Annotated in this window: 23 protein-coding genes and 1 tRNA gene; 17 read left to right on the forward strand and 7 right to left on the reverse strand. The window is 63.4% G+C overall.

Going from position 1 to position 24915, the window contains the following annotated elements; all coding sequences use genetic code 11:
- Positions 1–17 precede the first annotated feature (17 nt).
- From AB0N72_RS00005 to AB0N72_RS00020, 4 genes are all read right to left on the reverse strand, one after another.
- On the reverse strand, positions 18–1538 hold the full coding sequence (locus AB0N72_RS00005; protein WP_364081137.1) for an MmgE/PrpD family protein: 1521 nt from the start codon (positions 1536–1538) through the stop codon (positions 18–20).
- A 22-nt stretch (positions 1539–1560) separates the two neighbouring features.
- The gene (locus tag AB0N72_RS00010; RefSeq protein ID WP_363931253.1) at positions 1561–2202 is read right to left on the reverse strand and encodes a GntR family transcriptional regulator; all 642 of its coding nucleotides are present in this window, start codon (positions 2200–2202) and stop codon (positions 1561–1563) included.
- 75 nt (positions 2203–2277) lie between these two features.
- Positions 2278–2991, reverse strand: a complete 714-nt coding sequence (locus AB0N72_RS00015; protein WP_363931254.1) for a response regulator — start codon at positions 2989–2991, stop codon at positions 2278–2280.
- Positions 2988–4634, reverse strand: coding sequence for a sensor histidine kinase (locus AB0N72_RS00020; RefSeq protein ID WP_363931640.1), 1647 nt, complete (start codon positions 4632–4634; stop codon positions 2988–2990). Before AB0N72_RS00020 ends, AB0N72_RS00015 begins: the two co-directional genes overlap by 4 nt.
- A 138-nt stretch (positions 4635–4772) precedes the next feature.
- Between AB0N72_RS00020 and AB0N72_RS00025 the strand changes: the two genes are divergently transcribed.
- The 10 genes from AB0N72_RS00025 to AB0N72_RS00070 all read left to right on the forward strand — a co-directional run bounded on the left by AB0N72_RS00025 (position 4773) and on the right by AB0N72_RS00070 (position 14505).
- A complete protein-coding gene (locus tag AB0N72_RS00025) occupies positions 4773–6119 on the forward strand; it encodes a cation:dicarboxylase symporter family transporter (protein WP_363931255.1) in 1347 nt (448 codons plus the stop codon).
- Positions 6120–6373: 254 nt separating this feature from the next.
- Positions 6374–7273, forward strand: coding sequence for an AAA family ATPase (locus AB0N72_RS00030; RefSeq protein WP_363931256.1), 900 nt, complete (start codon positions 6374–6376; stop codon positions 7271–7273).
- An 81-nt stretch (positions 7274–7354) separates the two neighbouring features.
- The gene (locus tag AB0N72_RS00035; RefSeq protein WP_363931642.1) at positions 7355–8167 is read left to right on the forward strand and encodes a ScpA family protein; all 813 of its coding nucleotides are present in this window, start codon (positions 7355–7357) and stop codon (positions 8165–8167) included.
- Positions 8160–8816 (forward strand): SMC-Scp complex subunit ScpB, encoded by a 657-nt coding sequence (locus tag AB0N72_RS00040; RefSeq protein ID WP_363931257.1) that lies wholly within the window; start codon positions 8160–8162, stop codon positions 8814–8816. The genes AB0N72_RS00035 and AB0N72_RS00040 overlap by 8 nt, the downstream gene beginning before the upstream one ends.
- Before the next feature lie 151 nt (positions 8817–8967).
- On the forward strand, positions 8968–10179 hold the full coding sequence (locus AB0N72_RS00045; protein ID WP_363931258.1) for a pseudouridine synthase: 1212 nt from the start codon (positions 8968–8970) through the stop codon (positions 10177–10179).
- Between the two features lie 3 nt (positions 10180–10182).
- Positions 10183–11289 carry a prephenate dehydrogenase gene (locus tag AB0N72_RS00050; protein ID WP_363931259.1) on the forward strand — a complete coding sequence of 369 codons (1107 nt, stop codon included), beginning with the start codon at positions 10183–10185 and terminating at the stop codon, positions 11287–11289.
- Positions 11289–12002, forward strand: coding sequence for a (d)CMP kinase (gene cmk, locus AB0N72_RS00055; protein ID WP_363931260.1), 714 nt, complete (start codon positions 11289–11291; stop codon positions 12000–12002). Before AB0N72_RS00050 ends, cmk begins: the two co-directional genes overlap by 1 nt.
- Entirely contained in the window at positions 11992–12726 is a 735-nt protein-coding gene (locus tag AB0N72_RS00060) for a lysophospholipid acyltransferase family protein (RefSeq protein WP_363931261.1), read from the forward strand. The genes cmk and AB0N72_RS00060 overlap by 11 nt, the downstream gene beginning before the upstream one ends.
- 10 nt (positions 12727–12736) lie before the next feature.
- Positions 12737–14287, forward strand: coding sequence for a ribosome biogenesis GTPase Der (gene der / locus AB0N72_RS00065; RefSeq protein ID WP_363931262.1), 1551 nt, complete (start codon positions 12737–12739; stop codon positions 14285–14287).
- 141 nt (positions 14288–14428) lie between these two features.
- Positions 14429–14505: transfer RNA gene (locus AB0N72_RS00070), tRNA-Pro, on the forward strand.
- A gap of 123 nt (positions 14506–14628) precedes the next feature.
- Here AB0N72_RS00070 and AB0N72_RS00075 read toward each other — a convergent pair.
- On the reverse strand, positions 14629–15075 hold the full coding sequence (locus AB0N72_RS00075) for a MarR family transcriptional regulator (RefSeq protein WP_363931263.1): 447 nt from the start codon (positions 15073–15075) through the stop codon (positions 14629–14631).
- 172 nt (positions 15076–15247) lie between these two features.
- On the opposite strand from AB0N72_RS00075, the gene AB0N72_RS00080 reads away from it, so the two are divergent.
- Entirely contained in the window at positions 15248–16456 is a 1209-nt protein-coding gene (locus tag AB0N72_RS00080) for an MFS transporter (RefSeq protein WP_363931264.1), read from the forward strand.
- A 78-nt stretch (positions 16457–16534) separates the two neighbouring features.
- Here AB0N72_RS00080 and AB0N72_RS00085 read toward each other — a convergent pair whose 3' ends face one another.
- Positions 16535–17116, reverse strand: a complete 582-nt coding sequence (locus AB0N72_RS00085; protein ID WP_363931265.1) for a hypothetical protein — start codon at positions 17114–17116, stop codon at positions 16535–16537.
- 117 nt (positions 17117–17233) lie between these two features.
- Between AB0N72_RS00085 and gcvH the strand changes: the two genes are divergently transcribed.
- The 5 genes from gcvH to AB0N72_RS00110 all read left to right on the forward strand — a co-directional run bounded on the left by gcvH (position 17234) and on the right by AB0N72_RS00110 (position 20304).
- Positions 17234–17620 (forward strand): glycine cleavage system protein GcvH, encoded by a 387-nt coding sequence (gcvH, locus tag AB0N72_RS00090; RefSeq protein ID WP_363931266.1) that lies wholly within the window; start codon positions 17234–17236, stop codon positions 17618–17620.
- 138 nt (positions 17621–17758) lie between these two features.
- Entirely contained in the window at positions 17759–18235 is a 477-nt protein-coding gene (locus AB0N72_RS00095) for an FHA domain-containing protein (RefSeq protein ID WP_363931267.1), read from the forward strand.
- 20 nt (positions 18236–18255) lie between these two features.
- On the forward strand, positions 18256–18972 hold the full coding sequence (locus AB0N72_RS00100; protein ID WP_363931643.1) for a MerR family transcriptional regulator: 717 nt from the start codon (positions 18256–18258) through the stop codon (positions 18970–18972).
- Positions 18972–19475, forward strand: a complete 504-nt coding sequence (locus AB0N72_RS00105; RefSeq protein WP_363931268.1) for a bifunctional nuclease family protein — start codon at positions 18972–18974, stop codon at positions 19473–19475. Before AB0N72_RS00100 ends, AB0N72_RS00105 begins: the two co-directional genes overlap by 1 nt.
- Positions 19476–19710: 235 nt before the next feature.
- Positions 19711–20304, forward strand: a complete 594-nt coding sequence (locus AB0N72_RS00110; RefSeq protein ID WP_363931269.1) for a MerR family transcriptional regulator — start codon at positions 19711–19713, stop codon at positions 20302–20304.
- Between the two features lie 95 nt (positions 20305–20399).
- On the opposite strand, the gene AB0N72_RS00115 is transcribed toward AB0N72_RS00110, so the two are convergent.
- Entirely contained in the window at positions 20400–21209 is an 810-nt protein-coding gene (locus tag AB0N72_RS00115) for a ParA family protein (protein ID WP_363931270.1), read from the reverse strand.
- A 303-nt stretch (positions 21210–21512) separates the two neighbouring features.
- Here AB0N72_RS00115 and AB0N72_RS00120 point away from each other — a divergent pair, with 303 nt between their 5' ends.
- Positions 21513–24908 (forward strand): pyruvate carboxylase, encoded by a 3396-nt coding sequence (locus AB0N72_RS00120; protein ID WP_363931271.1) that lies wholly within the window; start codon positions 21513–21515, stop codon positions 24906–24908.
- Positions 24909–24915: the final 7 nt, after the last annotated feature.

A 24915-nucleotide genomic window follows, 5' to 3' on the forward strand; every position in this document is an offset into this window, starting at 1 on the left:
ACTTTGGAGTACAGCATTTAGAACAGTCCCTTCGGAGCTGCTTCGAGGTTGATCACGCCGGGGGCGGCAGTGATGTTGAGCTGGTCCAGTTCGCCGGCTCCGAGTTCGGTGACGCGTTCGACGGCGGCGAGGAACCTTTCGATCTCGGCTTCCTCGACCAAACCTGCAGCGAGGGTGCGGAACTTGTTGATGTACTGCTCGCGGGCGAAGGGCCGGGCACCAAGCGGGTGGGCGTCGGCGACGGCGATCTCGTCGGTAATGACCGTGCCGTCGTTGAGGGTGATTTCCACGGAGCCGCCGAAGGCTTTCTCTGCGATGTCCAAGGAATGGTACCGGCGGGTCCATTCCGGGTCTTCGACGGTGGTGACTTTGTGCCAGAGTTCCACGGTGTCCGGGCGGGCGGCGCGCTCGGGGGCGTAGGAGTCCACGTGGTGCCAGGCACCGTCCTGCAGGGCAACCGTGAAGATGTACGGGATGGAGTGGTCCAGGGTTTCCCGGGACGCGGTGGGGGAGTATTTCTGGGGGTCGTTCGCGCCCGAGCCGATCACGTAGTGCGTGTGGTGGCTGGTCTTGATCAGCACCGAGGCCACGTTCGCCGGGTCCGTGGTTTCGGGGTGCTCGCGGTTCAGCTTGCGGGCGAGGTCGATCCACGCCTGGGCCTGGTATTCGGCGGAGTGTTCCTTGGTGTACGTGTCCAGGATGGCGCGCTTGGCCTCACCGGGCAACGGCAGTGGGACCTCGTAGGAGGCGTCCGGGCCGTCCAGCATCCAGGCGATCACGCCGTCTTCGCCTTCGTAGATCGGCACGGGGGAGGTCTGGCCGCGCATGGAACGGTCAACGGCCTCGACTGCCATCTTGCCCGCAAAGGCCGGGGCGTGGGCCTTCCAGGTGGAGATCTCGCCCTTGCGGGACTGCCGGGTGGCGGTGGTGGTGTGCAGGGCCTGGCCCACGGACTGGAAGATCGTTTCTACATCCAGACCCAACAACGTGCCGATGCCGGCGGCGGCGGAGGGTCCGAGGTGGGCGACGTGGTCGATCTTGTGCTTGTGCAGGCAGATGGCCTTGACCAGGTTCACCTGGATCTCGTACCCGGTGGCGATGGCACGGACGAGGTCGGCGCCGTTGGCTCCGACGTGCTGGGCTACCGCCAGGATCGGCGGGATGTTGTCCCCGGGGTGGGAGTAGTCGGCGGCCAGGAAGGTGTCGTGGTAGTCCAGTTCACGGACCGCCACGCCGTTGGCCCAGGCGGCCCACTCGGGGGAGACGCGCTCTTCGATGCCGAACACGCGGGCGCCTTTGCCGTTGGCGGACGGGGCATGGGTCAGGGCCTGGGCCCGGGCCGCGACGATCGGTGCACGGTTCAGCGACGCGATGGCCACGGAGGCGTTGTCGATGATCCGGTTGATCACCATGTCCGTCACTTCGGGGGTTACCTCGACAGGGTCAGCGGCGACCACGGCGATCTTGTGCGCCAACTGTTCCTCGCGGGGAAGGTTCTCTTCGGACTTGTAGACACGGACGTGATGGTTCTTGACCATGGTGCTCCTTCTGGTGGGACGTTCAGCCAGCTGTTTGAGCGGCTTTGAGGTGGGTCAGGCTGCGGTGCAGGTGGAGAGTCGTGGCGGCTTCGGCCAACCGTGGATTGCCGGCCGCAATGGCTTCGGCAATGGCGGCGTGTTCCGCTGCGGCGGCGTGGAGCCGGGCTGAGTCGTCGGCTGCCAGGCGCCGTATGCGGACCAAGTGAACGCGCAGGCTCCGCATGGCGTTGGCCAGGTAGGAATTGGAGATCGCGGCATCGATCGCGTCGTCCAGGCGGCTCACCAAGGCGTAGTACTCGTGCCGCGCTGGATCCTTGTCGCTGAGCAGTTCAGGGGCCAGCAGCAGTTGTGCGCGCAACTCCTCGAAGACGCCCGGTTCCCCTCTATCCGCGGCCAACGCGGCGGCCCGCACTTCGAGGGTTTCGCGCAGCTCAAACAGTTCGTCAATGCTGTCCAGCGAGATATCGGTGACGACGACGCCGCGCCCGCCTGCCGCCGTCGTCAATCCTTCAGCGGTGAGGCGGCTCAGCGCCTCCCGGACCGGCGTGCGGGACACGCCAAGGCGTTCGGACTGCTCCACTTCCGCAAGGACCGTACCCGGCCGCAGGCGCCACTCAAGGATGTCCTCACGGAGGGCCGTGTAGGCCCGATCACTGGCGCGCATGCCCTCAGTGTATACATTCAGCTAACTTGGCGCTAGTAAACGGGGCAAAAAACCGAGCTATGTATACATGGCGTGTTAGTTCCGATTCCAGCCGTACTCATTCTCCGGGCGCCCCGGGGTACCGTACCGGGGCGCCCGGGTGACTGTGCCGGCGTCGGCCAGATACTCCAGGTATCTCCTGGCGGTGACCCGGGACATGCCCAAGGCATCCATGACTTCACTGGCCGAGACAGGTTCCTGCCGTGCCCGCACGAGTTCCTTCACTGACTCCAAGGTGGAGCCGGACAACCCCTTGGGCAAGGGCAGTTCCGTCGGAGCGCGGAGGCTCGCGAATGCCTGATCAACATCGCTTTGTGACGCGCCTGCTTTGGAAATTCCGGATATCGAACCCGCCAACTGTTCCCGGAACGTCCGGTAACTGCGAAGTTTGTCAGCGAAGGTTGCGTAGGTGAACGGCTTGATGAGGTACTGCACCACACCGATCGATACGGCGCTGCGCACAATGTTCAGTTCGCGGACAGCGGTGATGGCGATAATGTCGGCAAAAACCCCTGCAGAGCGCATCCGGCGCGCCACATCCAAGCCGTGCAGGTCGGGGAGGTTCATGTCCAACAGGACCAGGTCCACAGGGGAACCGGAGGCTGCGAATTCGCCCAGGATGCGCAGTGCCGATTGTCCGTCCGGGGCTGTCCCCACAAGGGTGAACCCTTCCAGCCGGCCGATGTATACGGAGTGGGCATCCGACGCTATCGGCTCGTCCTCCACCACCAGGACGCGGATCTCTGTCATGCCTTCTCTTCCTCGGGGGCCGGCGCAGGCAGCACAACATGGAACTGTGCGCCGCCGGGATTGCTGATGGTCATCGTACCGTTGAGTCGCTGGACTGCCTGCCGTACCAAGGCCAAGCCAACGCCTCGGCCGTGCGCACCACGCGGATCTCCTGCCGTGGACTTCGTGCTGAATCCATACTGCAGCACGTCATCGATCGAGTCCGGGTTGATCCCGCTGCCCGAGTCGCGGACCACGAATTCGACGGCGGAGGCGCCGGCTTCGACGTCCAGCTCCACCTGCCGGGGAAAATCGCCGGCGGCCGCGGCATCGATCGCGTTGTCCAACAAATTTCCCAGGATCGTCACAAGGTCCTGGATCTCAAGGCCACGCACACCGCCGGTACCCGATGTCCGGACGACCAGTTCCACACCGCGTTCGTGTGCCTCCGCGGCCTTGCCCATCACCAGCGCACTCATGACGGGTTCGTCCACGGAGGCCACCATGTCATCGGTGAGCTGTTGGCTGAGTTCCAGGTCCTTGGTGGCAAAGTCCAAGGCCTGCGGTGTGCGGCCCAGCTCCAACAAGGAGACGATCATGTGGAGACGGTTGGCATGTTCGTGGGTCTGCGCGCGCAGAGCATCGGAAAGGGTCTTCATCGTCTGCAGCTCGGTACCCAGGGACTCGATTTCCGTGCGGTCCCTGATGGTCGCCACCGTCCCGTACACCGCTGGTTTTTGCCGGCTGCGGGCAGGAACCGGGCCGACCGCGGGAGCCTGGTTGACCACCAAGATGCGGGGGCCGGTGAGGTGGATTTCGTCATGGGCGGATCGTCCGGATTCAAACAGTGCACGCAGGCTGCCATCGAACGGGAGGTCGGCCAGCCTGGGGGCAGCATCGGGCGACCGGTCGGCGTCGGATGGCTCCAGCCCCAACAGCTCCGCCGCCTGGTCGTTGTACATCACGGCTTTGCCGTGGGTGTCGATGAGAATCACGCCCTCACGCACCGAGTGAAGCACCGATTCGTAGTATGCGAAGAGCTGTGCCAACTGTTCCGGCCCCCATCCACGGGTGACTGAGCGAAGGTATCGTCCCAGCAGCCAGGCAGCAAAGGATCCGAAGGCCAACACCACCAGGGCGATGCTGCCAATCACGCCCAACCGTTCGGCGACATCGGTGTCCACAGTGCGAACGGTGACTCCTGCCGCGACCAGTGCCTTGATGGAACCGTCCGGGGCCTTGACGGGCGCTATCGTCCGTACCGAAGGCCCCAACGTACCAGCGGTAACTTCGGTAAACGTCTCTCCCCGCAGGGCAGGTTCGATCGTCCCGATATAAGGCTTGCCCAGTTCCTCGGCCCTCGGATGGGTCCAGCGCGTCCTGTCCGGCGCCATGATCGTGATGAAATCCGCATCGGCGTCGTGCATGACGTCCAAGGCATACGGCTGCAGCAGCTCGGATGGGTTGGACGTGGACGCTGCCTGCAGCACCAGCGGATTGTTGGCAATGGACGTGGAGAGGGCACGCATGCGTCCGCCCGCATTGTCGTAAGCCCTGTCCCTGGCCTCGAGCACGGAGAACGTCCCGAAGACCGCCGTCATGACCAAAACGAACAGCAGGTTTGCCACGAACAATCGGCGCGCGATGCTCCAGCTGTGAAACACATGGACCTCCATGACCAATATGACCGCAACGGTGATGTATGTCACCAGCGGCTCAATGATGGATATCACACAAGGGCAGCGGATTGGACATCAGTGCAGGACCGCAGCGCCTTACACAGTATCCAGAAGGAGAATCCCATGACCTCTCAACGAGGAGAGTCGGCAGTAGCTGCCAAAACTGGACGCAGGGGACTCGATAAGTCGCATTACCTGTACATCGCGGTCATCCTGGCCGTAGTGCTCGGCGCTGTCGTTGGACTCATGTTCCCGGAGGTCGGAAAGTCACTCAAGCCGCTGGGTGATGGCTTCATCAAACTTATCAAGATGATGATCGCCCCCGTGATCTTCTGCACCATCGTCCTTGGCATCGGCTCCATCGCCAAGGCCGCAACGGTCGGCAAAGTAGGTGGCCTGGCCCTGGGCTACTTCGTGGCGATGTCCACGTTCGCGCTCGCCATCGGCCTGGTGGTCGGAAACCTTATCCACCCCGGCGAGGGACTTAAGCTGACCCCCTACGATCCCAACAAGAAGGCGGCCACGGACAGCACCGTTGACTTCCTCCTGGGCATCATCCCCGGCGACATCCCGGTCCTGCCCACGCTGCTCGCCGCGATCCTGGTCGGTTTCGCCCTGCAGAAAATGGGTAAAGAGGGCACGCCCATCCTGAAGGCCATCGGTCACGGCCAGCGACTCGTCTTCCGCATCCTCATCATGATCATGTGGCTGGCCCCCGTGGGCGCCTTCGGTGCCATTGCCGCCGTCGTGGGAGCAACCGGAGCCCAGGCGATCCTGAGCATGTTCACCCTGATGCTGGCCTTCTACATCACCTGTGCCCTGTTCATTGTGGTCATCCTCGGTACCCTGCTCCGGGCAGTCGCCGGCGTCAACATCTTCCGCCTCATGAAGTACCTGGCCCGTGAATACCTCCTGATTTTCTCCACCTCCTCCTCCGAAGCGGCGCTTCCCCGCCTCATCGCAAAGATGGAACACCTGGGTGTCTCCAAGCCGGTAGTTGGCGTCACCGTTCCCACGGGCTACTCCTTCAACCTGGACGGTACTGCCATCTACCTGACCATGGCCTCCCTTTTCGTCGCCAACGCCATGGGAACCCCGTTGGACCTCGGCGCGCAGATCTCCCTGCTGGTCTTCATGATCATCGCTTCCAAGGGAGCGGCAGGCGTGACCGGTGCCGGACTGGCTACCCTCGCCGCCGGCCTGCAGGCACACAGGCCTGAGCTCCTGGGTGGCGTGGGTATGATCGTGGGAATCGACCGCTTCATGTCCGAAGCCCGCGCGCTGACCAACTTCACCGGCAACGCCGTTGCGACCGTCCTGATCGGTACCTGGGTCAAGGAAATCGACAACGGCCAGGTGGAGCGGGTCCTCTCCGGAGACCAGCCGTTCGACGAGCAGACAATGATGGCCCATGGCAGCGACGAAGAGGCTGTCGTCGAGGCTGAAAGCCGCGGCAAGGCAGCGGTCTAGCAGTACCTGCCTCCACGACGCCAAACCAAGCCGAAGGCCGGCACCTCCCAGGTGCCGGCCTTCGGCCTTTTCTTTGCCCTGGTGGCGCAAGGCATCCCAACCTTCGACCTCAACTAGAGGGTCAAGGCTCAAACAAGGGACAAAGTCAAGTTCCCCGAATAACCGTGTCGGGACATGTAGCCTAAGTGGGTAGTAGCGCTGCAGCCGGGGGTACAGCGGCAGGGAAGATCGTCGTCGAAAGAGTGGTTAGATACGTGAGCATCGAACGGGGAACAGCTACGCTGGAAGGCACCGAGCTCGATCTGGAAGACGCCGTCATGGGGCCCACGGGCCGTCCTTACCGCGAATTCCCGGAACCTGCCCCGCTTGCCTCCCATGGTCCGGCGAGAGTCATCGCCATGGTCAATCAAAAAGGTGGAGTAGGCAAAACAACGTCCACCATCAACCTCGCGGCAGCGCTCGCCGAATATGGCCGGCGTGTCCTGCTGGTGGACTTTGATCCGCAGGGAGCCTTGTCGGCAGGCCTGGGTGCCAACCCGCACGAACTCGACCTCACCGTCTACAACGTCCTGATGGACCGCAAGGTGAACATCCGCGACGCCATCCAGCAGACCGGGGTGGACGGCGTGGATCTCCTTCCCGCCAACATCGACCTCTCCGCTGCGGAAGTGCAGCTCGTCAACGAGGTAGCCCGGGAGCAAGTCCTGGACCGCGCACTCAAGAACGTGGAAGACGATTACGACGTCGTACTGATTGACTGCCAACCGTCCCTGGGCCTTTTGACTGTCAACGCCCTCACGGCAGCCCATGGCGTCATCATCCCGTTGATCTGCGAGTTCTTCGCCCTGCGCGCAGTGGCGCTGCTGGTGGAGACCATCGAGAAAGTCCAGGACCGCCTGAACCCGCGTTTGCAGGTTGACGGTGTCCTCGCCACGATGTACGACGCCCGCACCCTGCACAGCCGCGAAGTGATCTCCCGCCTGGTGGAAGCTTTCGGAGACAAGGTCTTCGAAACCGTCATCAAGCGCTCGATCAAGTTCGCGGACGCCACCGTTGCGGCAGAGCCGATAACCAGCTACGCAGGCAACCACATTGGGGCTGACGCTTACCGCCGCCTGGCCAAGGAACTGATCTCGCGCGGCGGCGCGCCCTAACGGACGGTGGGACCGTCACTCGCCCCGGCGGTGGAAGAGACTGCTGCCCAACCGGGAACGCCCGACGCCGATGCCGCCGGAGTGCCCAAAGCCGGCTTTGAGGTCCGGCTGGCCAACTTCACTGGCCCGTTCGACCTCCTGCTCGGCCTGATTTCCAAGCACAAACTGGACATCACGGAAGTGGCCTTGGCCACGGTCACCGATGAATTCATCAAATACATCCGCCGCCTCCAGGAACTGGGGGAGGACTGGGCCCTGGATGAAGCCAGCGAATTCCTGGTGATCGCCGCGACCCTGCTGGACCTGAAGGCAGCGCGACTCCTGCCGGCCGGTGAAGTGGAGGACGCGGAGGACATCGCCCTGCTGGAGGCAAGGGACCTGTTGTTCGCCCGCCTCCTGCAATACAAAGCCTTCAAGCAGGTCGCCGGGATCATGGGCGGGACCCTGGAGCAGGAAGCCCGGAGATTCCCGCGCCAAGTGGCCCTCGAGGCCCACTTTGCGGCACTGCTTCCCGAACTGGTCTGGCGGCACACGCCGGAGCAGTTCGGCGAACTGGCAGCCAAAGCTCTCAAGGCCAAGGACAATGCTCCCGAGGAAGTGGGCTTGGGCCACCTCCATGCCCCTCCGGTCAGTGTCAAGGAGCAGGCGGGTCTCATGGGGCACCGCCTGAAGCTGGGTGCACCCCTGTCTTTCCAGGCCTTGATTGCGGATGCCGAGACCACGCTGGTGGTGGTGGCGCGGTTCCTTGCGTTGCTGGAAATGTTCCGTGACCGGGTGGTGGCCTTCGAGCAGCCAGAACCTTTGGGTGAATTGATGGTGCGCTGGACCGGCGACGACGCTGAATGGGACAGTTCAAGCCTGAGCGAAGAATATGAGGCAAGCGGTGATGAGTGAACAGGAACCCGGGCAGGATGGGCTCGCTGAGCTTGAAGAACTGCCAGGCGGTGCCCGGGCTGCATTGGAAGCCGTCCTCATGGTCATCGATGAGCCGGCCACTTCCGAGGAGCTGGCTGCCGGCCTTAACGTAACGGTCGCCGTCGTCGAGGATTTGCTGGAGGACCTGCAGCGGGAGTATAGCGGCTATACTGTTAAAGCCCCGGACGTGGATGCTGTCGGCTTTGCCGTTGCCAGCACTGCCCCCCGGGGTTTTGAATTGCGGAACGTTGCCGGCGGGTGGCGGATCTACTCACGATCGGATTTCGCCGACATCGTCGGAAAATTCGTCCTCGAAGGGCAGACCACCAGGCTTACCCAGGCTGCACTGGAAACCTTGGCGGTCATCGCCTACAGGCAACCGGTCTCCAGGGCCCGGGTTTCTGCGATTCGCGGCGTAAATGTCGATTCCGTGGTCAGGACCCTTACCCAAAGGGGCCTGATCGAGGACTCCGGAACGGATCCCGAATCCGGGGCTGTGCTCTACCGTACAACCTCGTATTTCCTGGAACGGATGGGCATTGGGTCGGTGGCCGAATTGCCCCAGCTCTCGCCGCACCTTCCAGGCTTGGAAGGGATCGACGAGTACTACGACGCAAGCCGGATGTAGCCACAGTCTCGTGGAGGCTGTGCCGCACAACTTCATAATGATTTACGGCACCTTTCAAGGTGCACAGCGACAAGGGGCAGACGATGTCTGCTCCGCTGGCTAGTGTTGATTGCAGCACGGAATGCCGGCCATTACTACACAAGGACGGGTCATGACACAGGCGGGACGCCAGAGTTCACCACGTAACGGTTCGGGACGCAACAGCTCCGGACGCAATGAGGCCAAGGGCGGCACAGGCCGCTCCAACGCCGGCGGCTTCTCCGGCCGCGGCGGCAGCGCCGGCGCCGGAAAGCGCAACTTTACCCAGGGCGAGGGACGCCCCTTCAAGGCTTCGAAACCTCGTGAAGCTGCACCCTTCGATCCCGACAACCCCACAACGGCCGGTGATTACGACCGCGGACAAGCCGCACGGTCTGCCAAGCCGTTCCGCAAGCCCGGCTCCAACAAGCCCGGCTTCGGCAAGGCTCCCGGTACGCCCGGCGCCTTGAAGCCCAAAGCAAAACAATCCAAGCAGTTCGGTTCCAAGGCTTTCGGCAGCGAGCGTTTCGGCCAGAACCTTGGTCCGGTCCGCAAGCCGGGCCGCAACCGTGGGCCGCGCCAGGAGGTCCCTCAGTCGGACCTGCACGATGTCGACGGTGTACGCCTGCAGAAGGTCATGGCCCAAGCCGGCGTTGCATCCCGCCGTGTCTGCGAGGAAATGATCCTCGAAGGCCGCGTTGAAGTAGACGGTGTGGTCACCACCGAGCTCGGCATGCGGGTAGACCCCACGTCCGCCGTGATCCACGTCGACGGCATCCGCATCCAGCTCGACGACACCCTCGTGTACATGGTCTTCAACAAGCCCAAGGGCGTCGTGTCCACCATGGAAGACCCCGAGGGTCGCCCGTGCATCAGCGATTTCCTCAAGAACAGCAAAAACAAGGGCGAACGGCTGTTCCATGTCGGACGCCTTGACGTCGCCACCGAGGGACTGCTGCTGCTGACCAACGACGGCGAACTCGCCAACCGCTTGACCCACCCGTCCTACGAGGTACCCAAGACGTACCTGGTCCAGGTGCGGGGTCCGTTCCCGCAGGGTGTCGGCGCCAAGCTGAAGAGCGGCGTCGAGCTTGAAGACGGTGTGGCGGCCGTGGACTCCTTCCGCCTGGTGGATTCCACCCCCGGCCACGTCCTGATCGAGGTTGTCCTCCACTCCGGAAAGAACCGCATTGTGCGCCGTATGTTCGACGCCGTCGGGTTCCCGGTTGAACGGCTTGTCCGTGTGAAGGTTGGCCCCATTGGCCTGGGTGACCAGCGCCAGGGAAGCATCCGCAACCTCGGCAGGCAGGAAGTCGGACACCTCCTGGCATCGGTGGGGCTCTAGGGCATGTCGGCATTCGGTACGCACGGCCGGGGCCATCTTGATGGCCCGGTCGTCGTTCTCGGCACGGGCCTGCTGGGGGCCAGCATTGGTCTCGGGCTGCGCGGACGCGGTGTTCCGGTCTTTCTCTTTGATCCTTCGCCCACCAACCAGGCGGTCGCGGTGGATATCGGCGCAGGGCGACCCTTGCCCGAGTTGGCTGAAGAACCCCAGCTGGTGGTCGTTGCCGCGCCGCCTGACGTGACGGCCGACGTCGTGCAGAAGGCCTTGTCGGACTACCCGTCCGCCGTCGTGGTTGATATCGCCAGCGTCAAGGCGACCATCCTGGCGCAACTGCGCGAACGCGGCGTGGATCTTTCCCGGTATGTGGGTACCCACCCTATGGCCGGGCGTGAAAAGTCCGGGCCGGTTGCGGCCCGAGGTGAACTCTTCACGTCCATGCCGTGGGTTCTCTGTCCATCGGAGGAAACGTCCGCAGCCGCAGTCCAGGCTGCGCGTTCGTTGGCCGGCGACCTGGGAGCAATTGTTTCGCAGTTCACCGCCGACGAGCACGACGAAGCCGTGGCTCTTGTTTCGCATCTGCCGCAGATCATGTCTTCCTTGCTGGCGAGCCGGCTGCAGGGCACGCCCATGCATGCACTTTCCCTCGCAGGAAACGGCCTCCGGGACACCACCCGCATCGCTGCCAGCGATCCGACACTTTGGGTGCAGATCCTCGGCGGCAACGCTGACAAGGTGGTGTCCATCCTGCACGGTGTCCGCGAGGACCTGAACCGGCTGATCGGCACGTTGGAAGCACCGTCGGCGCCGGGCGCGAGGCTCGACCTTGCCCAGTTGATCAGTGAAGGCAACGCCGGCCAGGCGCGGATTCCCGGTAAGCACGGTGGACCACCGCAGGCCTACTCGTGGCTCACCATCCTGGTGGACGACAAGCCGGGCCAGATCGCCCAGCTCCTCACGGAGATCGGCGAGATCGGCGTCAACCTAGAAGACCTTCGGCTGGACCATTCGTCGGGACAGAACGTGGGCATGGTGGAGCTTTCCGTGCTTCCGAGCAAGCATGACCTCCTTGTTGAAGCTTTGACTGACCGTGGATGGCGGGTACTCCAGTAATGACACGTGAATTCTTTGGCCCCGAGACGGTCGCACGCCCCGGCAAGCCCTTGGTGATTGCGATCGACGGTCCTTCAGGCTCCGGAAAATCCAGTGTCAGCAAGGAAGTTGCCCGGCGCTTGAAGCTGGCCTACCTGGACACCGGTGCGATGTACCGTGCCCTGACCTGGTACTGCCTCAAGACCGGTGTGGACCTGCACGACGGCGCTGCCGTGGAGCACGCGTCCAAGACCATGCCGCTGGAGGTCAGCACCAGCACTGCCAAGGAGTATGTGGCGGTCGACGGCACCGACATCACCGAGGAGATCCGTGAACCACTGATCTCGTCCTCTGTCAGTGCTGTGGCCACCACCCTCGGCGCCCGTACCGAATTGATCCGCAGGCAGCGTGAGCTGATCGGACAGCACCACCACCGCATGGTGGTGGAAGGGCGCGACATCACCACCGTCGTCGTGCCCAATGCCGAGGTCCGCATGCTCCTGACCGCCAGCGAGGAAGCCAGGATGCGGCGTCGCGGAATCCAGTTGGGGGGCACGCAGTCCAAAGAGCAGCTCGCTGCCCAAGTGATCCAGCGCGATGCCAAGGACTCCACCGTTGTGAACTTCACCCAGGCAGCTGACGGCGTTGTGACGCTCGATTCCTCTGATCTGAACTTCGAGGAAACCGTCGATACCGCCCTGGCGATCGTCAGCAAGGTCATCTATGGCGACTAGCAATCAACTGCCGGCATCCTGGACGCGGTTGTGGAGCCGGCCGGTGGGCTGGTTCCTGGACCACGTCCTCTACCGGACTGTTGTGTCGGGCAAAAGCAATGTGCCTGCCGCCGGGCCGGTGGTCTTCGCTGCCAACCACATCAGTTTCCTGGACGGGCCAGTGATGTTTGGCGCTTCGCCGCGCCCAATGCACATTCTGGTCAAGAAAGAGATGTTCACGGGTGTCCTTGGCAAAGTCCTCAGGGGCTCCGGACAGATTCCGGTGGACCGGACCGGCGACCGCACCGCCCTGCATATTGGCAAGCAACTGCTCGACGACGGCCGTTGCGTGGGGATTCTTCCTGAAGGAACCCGGGGGAGCGGCGCCGCCGACAACATCAGCAACGGGGTTGCCTGGCTCGCCATCAACTCCGGGGCAACCGTTATACCGGTCGCCATCCTCGGAACCCGCCAAGGTGACGAGCATCGCGACCATATCCCCAAACCACGCCGGAAGCTCCATGTGAGCTTCGGCGGACCGATCACGGTGAAGCGCCGGAAGGGCGAACCCGGGCGTGTTTCAATGGACAGGGCGGCTGCGGAAATCCGCGACGCACTGGCCGGACACGTCCAGGATGCCATCCGGGCCACGGGCCAGGGCCTGCCTACGGAGCCTGTGCCCGGGGTTTCCCTTCTGCAGCACCGCCCATCAGCAGTAGCCGGGACGCCGGCAGACCACCACTAAGGAAAGTGCAATGAGCGATACGACTCAAAAATCCGGCTTCCACGGAGCCGGCGACGACGAATACACGCCCACCGGCACCGACCAGGTGGCGGAAAATCTGGCCGCCCTGGACGACGACGAGGCCGAGCTCCGCGCGGCCACGCTCCGGGCCGGCCTGGATGACTATGAACTCGACGAAGAAGATGCCGCCCTCCTCAGCGGCGAGTACGGCGACGAGGGAGAAGACGGTCCGCTCAAGCTGGACCCCGTCCTGGCCATCATTGGCCGTCCCAACGTAGGCAAGTCCACCCTTGTTAACAGGATCCTTGGCCGCCGCGAAGCCGTCGTGGAGGACACCCCCGGAGTAACCCGCGACCGCGTCATGTACTCGGCCCGCTGGAATGGCCGCAACTTCACCCTGGTGGACACCGGGGGATGGGAACACGACGCCAAGGGCATCCACGCCCGCGTGGCGGAGCAGGCCGAAATGGCCGTTGAGCTCGCTGACGCTGTTCTTTTCGTTGTTGACTCCGCTGTTGGCGCGACTGCAACGGACGAGGGCGTCATGAAGATGCTCCGCAAGAGCAAGAAGCCGGTCATCATGGTGGCCAACAAGGTGGACGACTTCGCGCAGGAAGCCGATACTGCACTCCTGTGGGGCCTTGGCTTCGGTGAGCCGTACCCGGTTTCCGCCCTCCATGGCCGCGGCGTTGCCGATCTGCTGGACCATGTCATGGACACCCTGCCCGAGTACTCCCAGGTGGAAGGCGTGGAGCGCTCCGGCGGTCCTCGCCGCATCGCCCTGATCGGGCGCCCGAACGTGGGCAAGTCCTCGCTGCTGAACAAGCTTGCAGGCTCGGAGCGCGTTGTCGTGGATCCGCTGGCCGGCACCACCCGCGACCCGGTGGATGAGTTCATCGAACTCGGTGGCCGCACGTGGCGCTTTGTCGACACGGCCGGTATCCGCCGCCGCCAGCACATGGCCCAGGGCGCCGATTTCTACGCGTCCCTGCGTACGCAGGCCGCGCTCGAAAAGGCGGAGGTCGCCGTCGTGCTTCTGGCCGTGGACGAGGTCCTCAGCGAGCAGGACGTCCGCATCCTGCAGTTGGCTATTGAATCGGGGCGTGCGCTGGTGCTCGCGTTCAACAAGTGGGACCTGCTCGACGACGAACGCCGCCGGTACCTCGAGCGCGAAATCGAACAGGACCTGGCGCACGTTGAATGGGCTCCCCGGGTGAACATCTCGGCCAAGACCGGCTGGCACAAGGACCGCCTTGTCCCTGCGCTGGATACTGCGCTGGAGAGCTGGGACCGCCGTATCCCCACTGGACGCCTCAATGCGTTCCTCGGCGAACTAGTGGCAGCACACCCGCACCCGGTCCGTGGCGGTAAGCAGCCACGTATCCTCTTCGGCACGCAGGCTTCCAGCCGTCCGCCCAAGTTCGTGCTGTTCACCACCGGGTTCCTGGACCCGGGTTACCGTCGCTTCATCACGCGCCGGCTCCGCGAAACGTTCGGCTTTGAGGGTACGCCCATCGAGGTCAGCATGCGCGTACGCGAGAAGCGGGGCAAGAAGCGCTAAGTGAGACGCGCATCACAGCTTACTTTGGCTGTGATGGCGTCTCCGACCTCCAACTTCGTGTAAGCTTTTGGAGGTGGTTCGGCCGGACTGCTTAGGTGGGACTCTTCGGAGAAAAACTTAGGCGGAGAACGGTGGAACCAGCGGGCTGTAGCGCAGCTTGGTAGCGCACTTGACTGGGGGTCAAGGGGTCGCAGGTTCAAATCCTGTCAGCCCGACCAAAAAGGCCGGAACCACGTGGAAACACGTGGTTCCGGCCTTTGGTCGTTAAGGCGAAAATTCCCGGGCTTGAGCGTTGCGCCCGCCGCTCAAGGTGGGTTACGCCAACAAGCCCGGGTTCCGGCCTAGATTTTCTGCAGCGCCCCGAGTGCGCGCACCAGCGGTTCAAGCTCCGGGACGGCCTCCGCGGCCTCCAAGGCTGCCGCGAGGGTTTCGTCATGGACAGGCTTGGCGGCTTCCAGGAGCTTCTGGCCGGCGCCTGTCAGTTCCGTGTAGATTCCCCGCCGGTCGTCGGCGCACAGAATACGTGTCAGCAGGCCCCGGTCCTCCAGCCGGTTGACCAGGCGGGTCGTGGCACTGCTGGAGAGCGCCGTGGCGCGGGCCAGCTGTTGCATCCGCATGTGCCAGCCGTCCTGGCGGCTCAGGGCATCGAGCACCGTGTACTCCACGACGGAGAGCTCCTGCGAGGCCTGGAGTGCCCTCTCCAGCTCCGCTTCGATGCTTCCGTGCAGGGCGGCAAGGGTCCGCCAGCCCTGTGCCCGTACTTCTACGGCGTCATCCTTGATGCCCATGTCTGCTGTGCTCCTGCCTTGATGTCGAGTCGATCGCGACGCATCCAAATTAGTTGCTTGCGCAAGTATCTAGCGTGTGCAACTATATATAGAGCGTCTGCAACTATTATTCTACGGTTCCCGGCGGCGCACTTCCACTTCCCAGGGGAACCGGCCATTTAAGGAGTTCCACATGCCCGCAGGGTTGATCGCCCTCGCCCTCGGCGGATTCGGCATCGGTCTGACCGAATTCGTGATCATGGGCCTCTTGCCGGAGGTTGCCGCCGACTTCCACGTCAGCGAGGCTTCCGCCGGCTGGTTCATCTCCGGCTATGCCCTCAGCGTCACCGTCGGTGCCCTGCTGGTCACGGCCGCCGTGACGCGGCTGCCCCGCAAACCTGTGCTCATGGGCTTGCTCGTTCTGTTCATCGCAGGCAATTTCCTGTCGGCCATTGCCGATACCTATGCCGCCATGCTGCTGGGGCGCATTGTGGCTGCACTGTGCCACGGAGCCTTCTTCGGTATCGGCTCGGTGGTGGCTGCGAGCCTCGTGCCGGCCCACAAGAAGGCCGGAGCCATTGCAATCATGTTCACCGGCCTGACCGCCGCGAACGTCCTCGGCGTTCCGTTCGGAACCCTGTTGGGCCAGAACTTCGGTTGGCGGTCCACGTTCTGGGCCATCACCGCCATCGGGGTAGTGGCGCTGCTTGGCGTCGCCCTCATGGTCCCCAAGGCAAGCACTGAGCCCACCAAGGGCCTTCGCAGTGAATTGGGTGCCTTCAAGTCCGGGCAGGTGTGGTTGTCGATCATCGTCACGATCCTCGGATTCGGCGGCATGTTCGGCGCCTTCACCTACATCGCTTTCACGCTCACCGAGGTCTCGGGCTTCGAGTCGAGCGCCGTCCCATGGTTGCTGGTGCTCTTCGGAGCAGGCCTGTTCGTGGGCAACTTCCTTGGGGGCAAGGCCGCCGACAAGGCCTTGGACGCAACGCTCATCATCATCCTGGCCGGCCTCGTGGTGGTCCTGGTCTTCTTCGCGCTGACCGCCTCGAGTGGCATCGCAACGCTGGTATCCCTGGCCTTGATGGGCGGTTTCGGGTTCGCAACTGTCCCGGGCCTCCAGATGCGCGTGATGCACTTTGCCTCCACGGCCCCGACCCTGGCATCCGGCGCGAATATCGGTGCCTTCAACCTCGGCAACGCGCTGGGCGCCTGGCTCGGCGGCGTCACCATCACCGCCGGGCTCGGCTACACCTCGCCCATCTGGGCAGGCGCGGGCATTACTGTTGCCGCCCTGCTGGTTATGCTGGCAGCTGCCGCAGCAGCCAAGCGTGGGGGAGCGTCGGCACCTGCTGCAACGCCCGACGTCGAACGCGAACCCCGCGGTGCCAGCGTCGCCTAAGGTGCGGTCCAGGCGCCGATGAAGATGCAGGCGCGCAGAAGCCCGTCACGGATGTTCCGTGACGGGCTTCGTCGTGCCTTAGAGGTTTGGCGTTGGGTGCTGCGCGTCCGCTTCCACGTTCCGTGCGGCTCGTGCGCGGTCGTCTTCTGCCTGCTTCAACGCCTTGACCTGTTTGCCCCGGCGCCGCCACACGGACCAAAGGACAACGGCCACAATAAAGAGGACCGCGGCCGCAACCGCCGAGATGGCAGTCCAGGTGGTGAAGAATCCTGCATCCACGCTGAGGGTCCGCTGGCCTGCGTGGGCTGATTCCGTCGAGCCGAAAACGATGCCGGCGGTGAGCAGGTTGGGTGTGGCGACGGCCACCGCCACCAGCACGGTGACAATCTTCCAAGGCCAGCCAACTGCTTTCCGCGTGGCTTGCCAGGCCACCAGCAATGGAACGAAGGTAAATACAAAGCCGTAAAACATGCCGACCACGATGCTGGCGCCAAGGTCGCGCCGGATTTGTCCCGCGATGACATCGGACCACCAGCGCGGAAGAATTGCGCCGAGAATGAACCAGCCGGCCACGGCGACAAGCAAAGCCACCACGGCCAGGATTATTCTGACGCCCCAATTGCGCTTTTTCCCGGCTGGTACTTGTGCATGTTCAGTCATGGGTCAATCATGGCAGAGACCCCATCAGGCGCAGGGGAATTGTGCCTATACTTTCAGCGGTGGCCAGCTGTGCAGGCCGCCGTCGAGGTTCGTCATTGTCCCGATGAAAGGCCACCCGTGAGCAATATTCCAGAAGAACTTTCCTACACCGCAGAACACGAGTGGGTCACCGCTCCGGACGCCGACGGCGTTGTGCGCATTGGCATCACCGACTTCGCCCAAGACGCGCTGGGCGATGTCGTGTACGCGCAGATGCCCGAACCGGGGACGAAGGTCACCGGCAATGAGGTGGTCGGGGAAGTCGAATCCACCAAGAGTGTCAGTGATATCTATGCTCCGGTTACCGGCGAGGTCACCAATCGCAATGATGCCTTGGATACGGATCCCGCCCTGATTAACTCGGACCCGTACGGCGAAGGCTGGCTTATTGAAGTAAAGCTTGCGGAACCTGACGCAGTGGATTCCCTGCTCAGTGCATCGGAGTACGAACAACAGGTAGGCTAAAGTTATCTGGCCCGCCAGGCTGTATTCCCCTTAGTGGGAAAATGGAAGGGCGGGCCAGGAACCGATTTGCCCGGCGGTACCGGGATGCGGAAGTGGCTGGCAGGGTTTGGAACTGCCAGCGGATGAGGAGGAAATTCCATGGTTGGCGGCGAACAGAATCAAGCCAATGTCGGGAACGGCGCGGAGGAACAGCCGACGTCGGAGACCACCTCGATCAGCATCACGCCAACGTGGGACGAGCCGAGCATTGCCCCCAAGTTGGCTCCTGAAGAACGTGCTTCCGTGGACGCGCTCCCGCCGAACTCGGCGCTGCTCATTGCGCACAGCGGACCCAACGCTGGAGCACGGTTCCTCCTGGATGCCGACACCACCACTGCCGGCAGGCACCCTGACGCTGACATTTTCCTTGATGATGTCACGGTCTCCCGCAAGCACGTGCAGTTCATCCGCACGGCCTCGGGTTTCGAACTCGTGGACATGGGCAGCCTCAACGGTACGTATGTCAACCACGACCGCGTGGACCGCGTGCAGCTCAAGAGCGGCAACGAGGTCCAGATCGGCAAGTTCCGGTTGACCTACTACATCAACCCTGTCCGCACGGCAGGCCAAGTCTGACGGGGAAGCTGCCTGTGGCTATTGCCCAGCCGGACCGACGCGGACCGCAGGTCCTGAACATTGGGGAAGTCCTCGCGCAGCTAAGTGACGACTTTCCCGGAATGACTGCGTCCAAAATCCGCTTCCTTGAGGAAAAAGGACTGATCAATCCGAAAAGGACCCCTGCCGGCTACAGGCAGTACTCCGACAGCGATGTGGAGCGTCTCCGCTTTGTGCTGGCCCTGCAACGTGACCAGTACCTGCCGCTGAAGGTCATCAAGGACTACCTTGATGCCATCGACCGCGGTGAACGGCCGGAGAACCTTCCTCCTGGCGTCACGGTATCGCCCAGGGTTGTTTCTGCGGAGATGGCGGCAGAAGTGCAAGGGCGTGCACGTGCCCTCACCGAAGAGCAATTGCGCGCAGAATCCGGCGCCAGTGTGCCGCTGCTGGAATCGCTCCTGAGCTTTGGGCTGATTTCCCACGTCGGCGGCAAATTCGATGAACACGCCCTCCAAGTAGCCAGGGCTTGCGTCCAACTGGAAGGTCATGGCCTTGAGCCTCGGCACCTTCGTCCATTCCAGGCAGCAGCCGAACGGGAGTTCGGCTTGGTGGAACGGGCAGTGGCGCCGTTGACGTCACGGCGTGACGCTGCATCGCAGGCCCGGGCCGCCGAGGCCGCGCGCGAGATCAGCGACCTCTGCCTTACCCTGCACCGGGCCCTGGTCCATGACCGAATCTCCCGGATGGACAGCTGATGATCGAAGTCGAAATCGTCGGTGTCCGGATTGAACTGCCGTCAAACCAGCCGCTGGTTCTCCTTCGCGAACTCAACGGCGAGCGGCACGTGCCCATCTGGATCGGTACCCCTGAAGCCAGCGCCATCGCCCTGGCCCAACAAGGCGTGGTCCCACCCCGCCCTATGACGCACGATCTCCTGATCGATGTCGTGGAATCCCTCGGCCACGCCATCATCAGCGTGAATATCGTGGCCGTTGAGGACAACATCTTTTACGGACAACTGCAGTTCGACGACGGCACGGTGGTCAGTTCCCGCGCTTCGGACGCCCTGGCTCTGGCCCTGCGGGCAAAGTGCCGCATTTGGTGCGCTGATGCCGTCATGGAAGAAGCGGGAGTCCGCATCACCGAACACGATGAGGGCGAGGATTCAGAACCGGACCCCACGGTGGATGAAGAACGCGAAATGCGCCGGTTCCGCGAGTTCCTCGATGACGTGGAACCGGAAGACTTCGAGGGGTAAAGGCACCCTCAACCTAAAGTTGAGGGTGAAAGTTTCGACACGACAGGATTTCGGGGCCAAGGTCTTTGACCTCGACGCTTCACGGGCCTAACGTCGAAGTATCAAGTTCCCGTTGCATACACTGCCTGCGCAAGTCACACTGGAAGGTGCCGACTTGCGGGAGTTACACTGCTGCATTTCGTCGTTGTATCAGGGTATGCACCGTCCCCAAGGGAGCTGAGAACAAGGAGGTCACGTGAGTCCGAAAGGCGAAGCAGGCGAGCTGAAGCAGTCCTCTGCCAGCATTGCTGCGCCCGCATCCGGCGCCCAGGGTCTACTCTTCACCGAGGACCTTCCCGTGCTGGACGAGGACGCGGGATACCGCGGCCCCACCGCCTGCAAGGCGGCAGGCATCACCTACCGCCAGCTGGACTACTGGGCACGCACGGGCCTTGTTGAGCCTGCAGTTCGTGGAGCCGCAGGCTCCGGATCGCAGCGGCTCTATGGATTCCGCGACATCCTGGTCCTCAAGGTGGTCAAGCGCCTCCTTGACACAGGCGTATCCCTCCAGCAGATTCGAACCGCGGTTGAGCACCTTCGCGAACGTGGCGTGGAGGACCTCGCGCAGATCACTCTGATGAGCGATGGTGCCAGCGTCTACGAATGTACCTCCGCCGATGAGGTCATCGACCTCGTACAGGGTGGTCAAGGCGTCTTCGGCATAGCCGTTGGCCGGGTATGGCGGGAAGTCGAGGGCAGCCTCGCCGCGCTGCCGAGCGAGCACGCCGTCGAGCAGTCCTTTCAGGACGACGAACTGAGCAAGCGCCGCGTCGCACGCCGTATCGGCTAGTAGTCCGCCCCTTATTGAACAAAGGAAGCCTCATCCCGCCCGGGATGAGGCTTCATTGTTATTGCAGGCTTGTTGAAGAAGAAAAGGCGGCCAGGTCAGCGCTGGCGACGGTCCCTGAGGTGCCCCTGGCCCTCGAGAAGGTTTTCCAGGAGGGTGTCGAAGAGCTTGGCGGCGTTCTTTGCCGAGTCTCCGGGCCAGTGGTGGACGGAGTGTGCCGCACCCTGGATCTGCTGCCAGTTGGCCTGCTCCGGAATGTGCGGTGTCAGCAACAGCTCACCAAACATCGATTCCATCTCGGCCAGCCGGAAGGTGTGCTCGGCGGATCCTGTGCGCACCCGGTTGGCTACGATCCCCGCGGGGGCGAGGCTCGGTGCGAACTCCTGGCGGAACAGTTGGATGGCCCTCATGGTGCGCTCGGTTCCTGCAACGGAGAACAGTCCGGGCTCGGCCACCAGGACCACGCGGTCGCTGGCGCTCCACGCCATGCGGGTCAGTCCATTCAAAGATGGCGGGCAGTCCACCAGGACAAGCTCGTAATTGGTAGCGCCGGCGAGCACGGCAGAAAGCCTGCGGAGGTCGCGGCGGCCAAGGTCCGGCCGGTCGTAGATTCCCGTAAAGGCGGAACCAACAGCTACGTCCAGGGTGCCATCGCTGGATCCATTGGTTACCCAGCTGCTGCCGGCCACATTCTCCTGGAGTTTCGCGCGTCGAGGACTCTTCAGCATTCGGCCGATGTCCTGTTGCCCTCCGGGCTGGACGCCAAGCGCCGTAGTCGCGTCGGCATGGGGATCGAGGTCCACCACCAAAGTAGGTATGCCGGCTGCGAGGGCCGCGGACGCCAGACCGGTGGTCACGGATGTCTTTCCCACGCCACCTTTGAGGCTGCTGATGCTGACTACTTGCACTTGAAAACCCAAAACCTAACGCCGGTTGCCGTATCGCGCTCATTCGGCTCCGGAAATTGCCGGAGCCGGGGCTTGCCGAAGCCCCCTCAACATCATATGGTGCTTCGGCGTCGAATCCTGCTTTCTACGCGCCCGGCCGGGGAGATGGCTGCGGGCACTAGCACGCCTTGGGATCGCGCGCACGCATATACCGCCCACATGACGATTCCTTTGTGATGGTTGCCACAAAGATTTGTGTTTGATGCTGGCGGCACTACACACTGTGACCACCGACCGATCCACCCGCAATGATGCAGGAGAAGTATGTTTTCGAAAATTCTGGTGGCCAATCGCGGAGAAATCGCGATCAGGGCGTTTCGCGCTGGTTATGAACTGGGCGCCAAGACCGTAGCCGTCTTTCCGCACGAGGACCGTAACTCGATCCACCGGCAGAAAGCCGACGAAGCTTACCTGATCGGCGAGGTGGGTCATCCCGTCCGCGCCTACCTGGACGTCGAGGAGGTTGTCCGCGTTGCCAAGGAAGCCGGCGCTGACGCCATTTACCCCGGCTATGGCTTCCTGTCGGAGAACCCGGACCTTGCACGGGCCGCAAAGGCGGCGGGAATCACCTTCGTCGGACCGCCGGCCGAGGTCCTGGAGCTCGCCGGTAACAAGGTCGCAGCCCTGGAAGCCGCACGCAAGGCCGGCGTGCCGGTGTTGAAGTCGAGCAAGCCTTCCAAGGACCTTGACGAACTTATCGCGGCAGCTGACGAGATCGGCTTTCCCATCTTCGCCAAGGCCGTTGCCGGCGGCGGTGGCCGCGGCATGCGGCGCGTCGAGACGCGCGAAGCGCTGCCGGAAGCCTTGCAGTCGGCCATGCGCGAGGCCGACGCGGCCTTCGGTGATCCCACGATGTTCCTTGAACAGGCTGTTCTGCGTCCCCGCCATATCGAAGTGCAGATCCTGGCAGACGCCGAGGGTAATGTCATGCATCTCTTCGAGCGGGACTGTTCGCTGCAGCGCCGTCACCAGAAGGTCGTGGAAATCGCCCCGGCGCCGAACCTGGACGAGAACATCCGGCAGGCGCTCTACCGTGATGCCGTGGCTTTCGCTAAAGCCCTGAACTACGTCAATGCCGGAACGGTGGAGTTCCTCGTCGACACCGAAGGTGAACGTGCAGGCCAGCACGTCTTCATCGAAATGAACCCCCGTATCCAGGTGGAGCACACCGTCACGGAGGAAATCACCGACGTCGACCTGGTGCAGGCACAGATGCGGATTGCCTCGGGGGAGACGCTGGCAGACCTGGGATTGAGCCAGGAGTCCGTCTCCATCAAGGGCGCTGCGCTGCAGTGCCGCATCACCACCGAAGACCCCGCCAACGGCTTCCGGCCGGATGTCGGAAAGATCACCGGTTACCGGTCCGCCGGTGGTGCCGGCGTGAGGCTCGACGGCGGTACGGTCTACTCGGGTGCCGAGATCAGCCCGCACTTCGACTCCATGCTGGTGAAGCTGACCTGCCGCGGCCGTGACTACCCGGCCGCTGTTGCCCGCGCACGGCGTGGTCTTGCCGAATTCCGTATCCGTGGCGTATCCACCAACATCCCTTTCCTTCAGGCCGTCCTGGCGGACCCGGACTTCAACGCCGGCAATGTGGCAACGGACTTCATCGACAAGCGTCCTGAGTTGCTGAAGTCGCACATCTCCGCAGACCGCGGCACCAAGCTGCTCACCTGGCTGGCTGAGGTGACTGTGAACAAGCCGAACGGCGAACTCAAGGTCCACTCCGATCCCGCCAGCAAGCTGCCCGCCGTCGAAGGGCCCGTCCCGACGTCCGGATCGCGCCAGAAGCTGATTGAACTCGGCCCGGAGGGCTTCGCCAAGGCGCTGCGCGAGCAGAACGCGTTGGCGGTCACGGACACCACCTTCCGCGACGCCCACCAGTCCCTTCTCGCCACCCGCGTCCGCACCCGCGACCTGGTTGCCGCGGGCCCGGCCGTAACAGCCTTGATGCCCGAGCTTCTGTCCGTGGAGGCCTGGGGCGGCGCCACCTACGACGTCGCGCTCCGCTTCCTTGGTGAGGACCCTTGGGATCGCTTGGCTGCTTTGCGACAGGCCCTGCCCAACACCTGCCTTCAGATGCTCCTTCGTGGACGCAACACCGTGGGCTACACGCCGTACCCCGAAGAAGTGACGGAGGCCTTCGTCAATGAAGCCGCCGCCACCGGCATTGATATCTTCCGTATTTTCGACGCCCTCAACGACGTCGACCAGATGGCACCGGCCATCCGCGCCGTACGGGCAACGGGAACGGCCGTTGCGGAGGTGGCCCTGTGCTACACCGGCAACCTCCTGGACCCCAACGAGGACCTCTACACGCTTGACTACTACCTGGACCTGGCCCAGAAGATCGTCGATGCCGGTGCCCACATCCTGGCCATCAAGGACATGGCTGGACTCCTGCGCCCTGCGGCGGCGGCCAAACTTGTCACCGCCCTACGTGAGCGCTTCGACCTGCCCGTGCACCTGCACACGCACGACACCGCCGGTGGCCAGTTGGCCACCCTGCTGGCCGCAGTCGACGCCGGCGTGGACGCGGTGGATGTCGCTGCAGCTTCCCTGGCCGGAACCACCAGCCAGCCGGCCGCTTCGGCGCTCGTGGCTGCTTTGGCCAACACGCCCCGCGATACGGGCCTTAGTCTGGCCAATGTCGGCGCCATGGAGCCTTACTGGGAAGCCGTGCGACGGGTCTACGCGCCCTTCGAATCCGGGCTTCCCGGACCCACAGGCCGCGTTTACCAACACGAGATTCCCGGTGGGCAGCTGTCCAACCTCCGCCAGCAGGCCATCGCGCTGGGGCTGGGGGAGCAGTTCGAGGCCATCGAGGACATGTACACGGCGGCGGACCGTATCCTCGGGCGCCTGGTCAAGGTGACGCCGTCCTCCAAGGTGGTGGGCGATCTCGCCCTGCATCTCGTGGGACTTAACGCAGATCCTGCGGACTTCAATGAGAACCCACAGAACTACGACATCCCGGACTCCGTCATCGGGTTCCTGTCCGGTGAGCTTGGCAATCCTCCTGGTGGCTGGCCGGAACCCTTCCGCACCAAGGCCCTCCAAGGCCGCAATGTGAAGGTCCGGGATGCCGAGATCAGCCCGGAAGACAGCGAGGCCCTCAAAGGAGACTCCAAGACGCGGCAGCACACGCTGAACCGCTTGCTCTTTGCCGGTCCCACCAAGGACTACCTGAAGAGCGTGGAAACCTACGGAAACCTTTCTGTACTCGACACCCGCGACTACCTCTACGGCTTCCAACATGGTTCCGAGCACGTCATCGAACTGGAAAAGGGCGTGCGCCTCATTGCCCAGCTCGAGGCCGTGTCCGAAGCGGACGAGAAGGGCATGCGCACCGTCATGTGCACGCTCAATGGGCAGTCCCGCCCGGTGGTCGTCCGTGACCGTTCGGTAGTCAGCAACGTCAAGGCTGCGGAGAAGGCAGACCCCGCCGAGCCGGGACAGGTTGCCGCACCGTTCGCCGGGGCCGTCACTGTCACAGTCAAGGCAGGAGATACCGTCAAGGCCGGCGATACCGTTGCCACCATTGAGGCGATGAAGATGGAAGCTTCCATCACGACGCCGGTGGCAGGCACGGTCTCCCGCCTCGCTATCTCAGCGGTGGAGCAGGTCCAGGGCGGCGACTTGCTGCTGGTGGTCAGCTAACACCCTG

Source organism: Paenarthrobacter sp. NPDC089307 (assembly GCF_040685055.1).
Classification (GTDB): domain Bacteria; phylum Actinomycetota; class Actinomycetes; order Actinomycetales; family Micrococcaceae; genus Arthrobacter.